This window comes from Pseudomonas sp. BF-RE-22 (assembly GCF_019956155.1).
Classification (GTDB): domain Bacteria; phylum Pseudomonadota; class Gammaproteobacteria; order Pseudomonadales; family Pseudomonadaceae; genus Aquipseudomonas; species Aquipseudomonas migulae.
Genome location: NZ_JAHBDD010000080.1, coordinates 1 through 4,540, shown reverse-complemented (window position 1 = coordinate 4,540; position 4,540 = coordinate 1). Strand labels below are relative to the sequence as shown.

Here is a 4,540-nt window from a genome sequence, read left to right as displayed (position 1 = left end):
GGCGATTTTGAAGACGCCATCGCCGGCAAGCCGGCTCCTACAGTAAAGCGGTGTTTCCGGGGTCAGCGTTTGGGCAGTTCGATGACAACCTTCAACCCGCCCCACTCGCTCTCCTCCAGCCGCAACACCCCGCCCCACGTGTCGACGATGTCGCGCACAATCCCCAGCCCCAACCCATGCCCTTGCGCCTGTTCATCCAGCCGCGTGCCCCGGCTGAACACCTGAGCGCGCTGGTCCTCGGGAATCCCCGGCCCATCATCTTCCACGCTTAGCTCAAACCCTGCGGCCGTCTCGACCACGCTCAACCGCACCTCGGCATCCGCCCACTTACAGGCGTTGTCCAGCAGGTTGCCCAGCAGTTCCAGCAAGTCTTCGCGATCCCACGGCAACTGCAACCCAGCCGGCGCGCGATAGCTCAGTTCAAGGTGTTCGCCGTGGATCATGTTCAACGTGGCGAGCAATCCCGGCAGTTCCGCATCGCAATCAAACAACGCCCCCGGCAGCGCATCGCCGGACAACCGTGCGCGGTTAAGCTCGCGATTGAGTCGTTGCTGAACCTGTGCCAATTGGTCTTTGAGGATCTTGCGTAGCTCGGGATGGGCATCGAGTTTCTCGCTGGACGCCAGGCTCAACAACACCGCCAGCGGGGTTTTCAAGGCATGCCCAAGGTTGCCCAGCGCATTGCGCGAACGCTTGAGGCTGTCTTCGGTGTGGGCGAGCAAATGGTTGATCTGCGCCACCAGCGGCTCAAGTTCCACCGGCACCTGATCATCCAGTTGCGAACGCTGGCCCTGCTGCAACTGAGCAATCTGCTCACGGGCCTTTTCCAGTGGACGCAAGGCGCGGCGCACGGTGATCCGCTGCAACAGCAAAATCAGCAGCAACCCCGCCAGCCCCAGGCCCAGGCCCACTTGCTGCATGCGCTTGAAACTCTCGCGCACCGGCGTGTAATCCTGAGCGACGCTGATGGAGATCGATTGTCCCAAACGGCGATAGTCCGAACGCAAGACCAGCAATTGCTGGCCTTCCGGCCCCAGTTGCAGGTTGCTGTGCAGGCCGGGATGGTCGAGGCGCGGCAACTCCTGATCCCACAACGAACGCGAGCGCCAATGGCTGTCGGCAAAATCGATGCGAAAGTAATGCCCGGAAAACGGCCGCTGATAAGCCGGTGACAGATGTCGTTCATCCAGCTGCAAGCCCTGCGGCCCGCGCACCAGCGCCACCAGCAAACTTTCGCTGTCGTTGCGCAGCCCCGCTTCAAGGTAGCGCTGCAAGCCCACTTCGAACAACCACAGGCTGGTTTGCGCCAGCACCAGGCCGACGATCACCATCACGCTGATCAGCCCCAGACTCAAGCGGCGCTGGATCGACCTCACTGCGCTTGCCCGCCGAACAGGTAACCCTGGCCGCGACGGGTTTCGATCACGCTGCGCCCGAGCTTGCGCCGCAGGTGGTTGACGTGAACTTCCAGCACGTTGGAATCGCGCTCGGTTTCACCGTCGTAGAGGTGTTCGGCGAGGTGGCTTTTGGAGAGGATCTGCTCGGGGTGCAGCATGAAATAGCGCAGCAGGCGAAACTCCGCGGCGGTGAGCTGGATGTCGGCACCGTCGCGGGTCACGCATTGCCGGCCTTCGTCCAGGTGCAATCCGGCCGACTGCAACGTCGGTTGATTGACCTGGCCATGGGAACGGCGCAACAACGCCTGAATGCGCAAATGCAGCTCTTCAGGGTGGAAAGGTTTGCTCAGGTAATCGTCGGCGCCGGCCTTGAGGCCTTCGATCCGTTCGGCCCAGGAACCGCGCGCGGTGAGGATCAACACCGGCGTAGCCAGCCCGCCCGCGCGCCATTGCGCCAACACGTCGAGCCCCGGCAAACCCGGCAGACCGAGGTCGAGGATGATCAGGTCATACGGTTCGCTGCTGCCCTGATACACCGCATCTCGCCCGTCGGCCAGCCAGTCCACGGCGTAGCCCTGACGGTTGAGGCCGGCCATCAGTTCGTCGGCCAGGGGCACATGGTCTTCCACCAGCAGCAATCGCATCGGTCAATCTTCCTTGTCTTTCAGTAACTCGCCAGTGGCGGCGTCGAGGTCCAGTTCACGAACCACGCCTTCGGTGGTCAGCAGCTCGACTTCATAAATGTAGACGTCGTGTTTCTCTTCGAGCTCGGCTTCCAGCAGTTTTGAGCCTGGATAACGCTCCAGCGCCTGCTTCACCACTTGTTCGAGCGGCAGGATCACGCCCTGCTGGCGCAGGCGCAGGGCTTCGTCCTGATCAAGGTCGCGGGCCATGACGATCGAGCAAAACGCCAGAAGCACCAGCGCCATGCGTGACAATGAACACACCTTCATTACGTATCCTGATGATCCTTGAGAAGTTGCCCGCTGACCGCGTCTAATTCCAGGTCCCACTCAAGGCCTTGCGGGTCGCGCAGCTCCACCTGATAGATGTACTTGCCGTACTCTTCTTCCAGCTCGGTTTCGGTGACCGTCGAGCCAGGGTGTTTGGCCAATGCCGTGGCGTTGAGCTTCTCGAAAGACACAATGGTACCAGCGTCGCGCAGCCGCAGGGCTTCGTCGGGGCCCAAGTCGCGAGCGTGGGCGATGCTGACGGTCATGGCGACGATGGAGGCGGTGAACAGGGCAGTCAGGGTTTTCATGGGTGTCTCCGTATTTTTTATGTGTTGCGTACGGAAGGCACCTTAGCGATTCGAACTTAATTGAAACTGAATTGCCATCATCAAGAATGGCATCACGCTATCGTCGGCATACGCCAAACCTGTAGGAGCACGGCTTGCCGGCGAAGGCGCCCTTGACATCGCCTTCGCCGGCAAGCCGTGCTCCTACAGATTCCTGGTGCTACATCGAATGCGAGGTATTGCCGCCCCCTGCAGCCACACTGTTTATAATCCGCCCGCTTGCCAGACATCGAGACAGGTATGACCGCCATCCACATCAAGTTCCCTTCCCTGACCCTCAAGGCCGGCCCGCGTGCCTTGGCGCGCATCCGTGAGCACGGCTTGAACGCCGCCGATGTCGGTACGCTGCCGGGTGCTGCCGGCGGGCCGAAGGCGTTGGGGATTCAAGGTCTGGACCTGGCGCTGTTTGGCGAATGGCTGCCCGCCGCGCCGCGTGAGCGGTCGCTGATCGGCGCCTCGGTCGGCTCCTGGCGCTTCGCCAGTGCCTGCCTGCCGGACGCCGCCGAAGGCATCCGCCGCCTCGGTCACCTGTACACCGAGCAGAACTTCGCCAAAGGCGTGACCATGGCGCAGATCAGCCAGAGCTCGCAACGCATGCTCAATGACCTGCTCGACGGTCGCGATGCAGCGATTCTGAGCAACGCGAATTACCGGCTGAACATCATGGTGGTCAAAAGCCACGGCCTGCTTGCGGACGATCATCGCGGTCGTCTCGGGCTGGGCCTGTCGTCGGTGATCGCCGACAACCTGCGCGGTCGCGCGCGGCTGTCGCGGCATTTCGAGCGGCTGATCATCCACGACCCGCGCCAGGCACCTCCGGTCAACGCGCTGAACGATTTCCCCTCGCGCTTCGTCGCGCTGAATGCCGGCAACCTGCGCCAGGCCCTGCTCGCCTCGGGCTCGATCCCGATGGTCATGGAAGGCGTGCGCGACCTGCCGGGCGCCGGCGCCGGGACGTTCCGCGACGGCGGCCTGCTCGACTATCACCTCGACCTGCCCTACAGCGGCAACGACATCGTGCTGTACCCACATTTCACCGACCGGGTGATTCCCGGCTGGTTCGACAAAACCCTGCCGTGGCGCCGTGCCTGCCCAACGCGCTTGCAGGATGTCCTGTTGCTGGCGCCGTCCAAGGAATACCTGGCCCGCCTGCCCTACGGCAAACTGCCGGACCGTAACGACTTCAAGCGCTTCATGGGCGATGCGCCGAGCCGGCAGAAATACTGGCGTGCGACCATGGATGAAAGCCGCAGGCTGGGCGATGAGTTTCTAGAACTGGCCGCCAACGGTCGCCTTGGCGAACGCTTGCTGACCCTTTAGTCAGGACAAACTGTTAAACTCGCCGCCTGCCCACATCGCTGCGGCGATCGCCACCTGACAGAGCTGAAACCACTGTGGAAATCTTCAAAGAATTTACCTTCGAATCCGCCCACCGCCTGCCCCACGTCCCGGAAGGCCACAAGTGCGGCCGCCTGCACGGTCACTCGTTCAAAGTGGCGATTCACTTGAGTGGCGATCTGGATCCGCATACCGGCTGGATTCGCGACTTTTCCGAGATCAAGGCGATCTTCAAGCCGTTGTATGAGCGCCTGGATCACAACTACTTGAATGACATTCCTGGGTTGGAGAATCCGACCAGTGAAGTGTTGGCGAAGTGGATCTGGGTTGAACTCAAGCCATTGCTGCCAGAACTCAGCGCGATCCGTATTCACGAGACCTGCACTAGCGGTTGCATCTATCGCGGCGAATAAACCAGACAACGCATTCCCCCTGTGGGAGCGGGCTTGCTCGCGAAAGCGGTGTGTCAGGCAACAGAGATGTCGACTGATACCTGTCTCTTATA

Annotated in this window: 6 protein-coding genes; 2 read left to right on the top strand and 4 right to left on the bottom strand. The window is 61.7% G+C overall.

What is annotated here, in order from left to right; all coding sequences use genetic code 11:
- Nucleotides 1-62 precede the first annotated feature (62 nt).
- Genes KGA82_RS27185 through KGA82_RS27170 form a run of 4 tightly spaced genes read right to left on the bottom strand, consistent with a single transcriptional unit; the run spans nucleotide 63 to nucleotide 2,658 of the window.
- Nucleotides 63-1,376: a sensor histidine kinase gene (locus KGA82_RS27185; protein ID WP_223453173.1), complete on the bottom strand. Its 1,314-nt coding sequence runs from the start codon at nucleotides 1,374-1,376 to the stop codon at nucleotides 63-65.
- Nucleotides 1,373-2,041, bottom strand: a complete 669-nt coding sequence (locus tag KGA82_RS27180; protein WP_008025306.1) for a response regulator transcription factor — start codon at nucleotides 2,039-2,041, stop codon at nucleotides 1,373-1,375. Before KGA82_RS27180 ends, KGA82_RS27185 begins: the two co-directional genes overlap by 4 nt.
- Nucleotides 2,042-2,044: 3 nt before the next feature.
- Nucleotides 2,045-2,350, bottom strand: a complete 306-nt coding sequence (locus KGA82_RS27175; protein WP_008025305.1) for a PepSY domain-containing protein — start codon at nucleotides 2,348-2,350, stop codon at nucleotides 2,045-2,047.
- Nucleotides 2,350-2,658 (bottom strand): PepSY domain-containing protein, encoded by a 309-nt coding sequence (locus tag KGA82_RS27170; RefSeq protein ID WP_008025303.1) that lies wholly within the window; start codon nucleotides 2,656-2,658, stop codon nucleotides 2,350-2,352. Before KGA82_RS27170 ends, KGA82_RS27175 begins: the two co-directional genes overlap by 1 nt.
- Nucleotides 2,659-2,937: 279 nt before the next feature.
- Here KGA82_RS27170 and KGA82_RS27165 point away from each other — a divergent pair, with 279 nt between their 5' ends.
- Both KGA82_RS27165 and queD read left to right on the top strand, forming a co-directional pair.
- A complete protein-coding gene (locus KGA82_RS27165) occupies nucleotides 2,938-4,017 on the top strand; it encodes a patatin-like phospholipase family protein (RefSeq protein WP_223453172.1) in 1,080 nt (359 codons plus the stop codon).
- Between the two features lie 74 nt (nucleotides 4,018-4,091).
- Nucleotides 4,092-4,448: a 6-carboxytetrahydropterin synthase QueD gene (queD, locus tag KGA82_RS27160; protein WP_008025299.1), complete on the top strand. Its 357-nt coding sequence runs from the start codon at nucleotides 4,092-4,094 to the stop codon at nucleotides 4,446-4,448.
- Nucleotides 4,449-4,540: the final 92 nt, after the last annotated feature.

What these genes read in the sequence shown, in the direction of transcription:
- KGA82_RS27180 (WP_008025306.1), bottom strand. Translation starts at nt 2,041, where the DNA reads ATGCGATTGCTGCTGGTGGAAGACCATGTGCCCCTGGCCGACGAACTG.
- KGA82_RS27175 (WP_008025305.1), bottom strand. Translation starts at nt 2,350, where the DNA reads ATGAAGGTGTGTTCATTGTCACGCATGGCGCTGGTGCTTCTGGCGTTT.
- KGA82_RS27170 (WP_008025303.1), bottom strand. Translation starts at nt 2,658, where the DNA reads ATGAAAACCCTGACTGCCCTGTTCACCGCCTCCATCGTCGCCATGACC.
- KGA82_RS27165 (WP_223453172.1), top strand. Translation starts at nt 2,938, where the DNA reads ATGACCGCCATCCACATCAAGTTCCCTTCCCTGACCCTCAAGGCCGGC.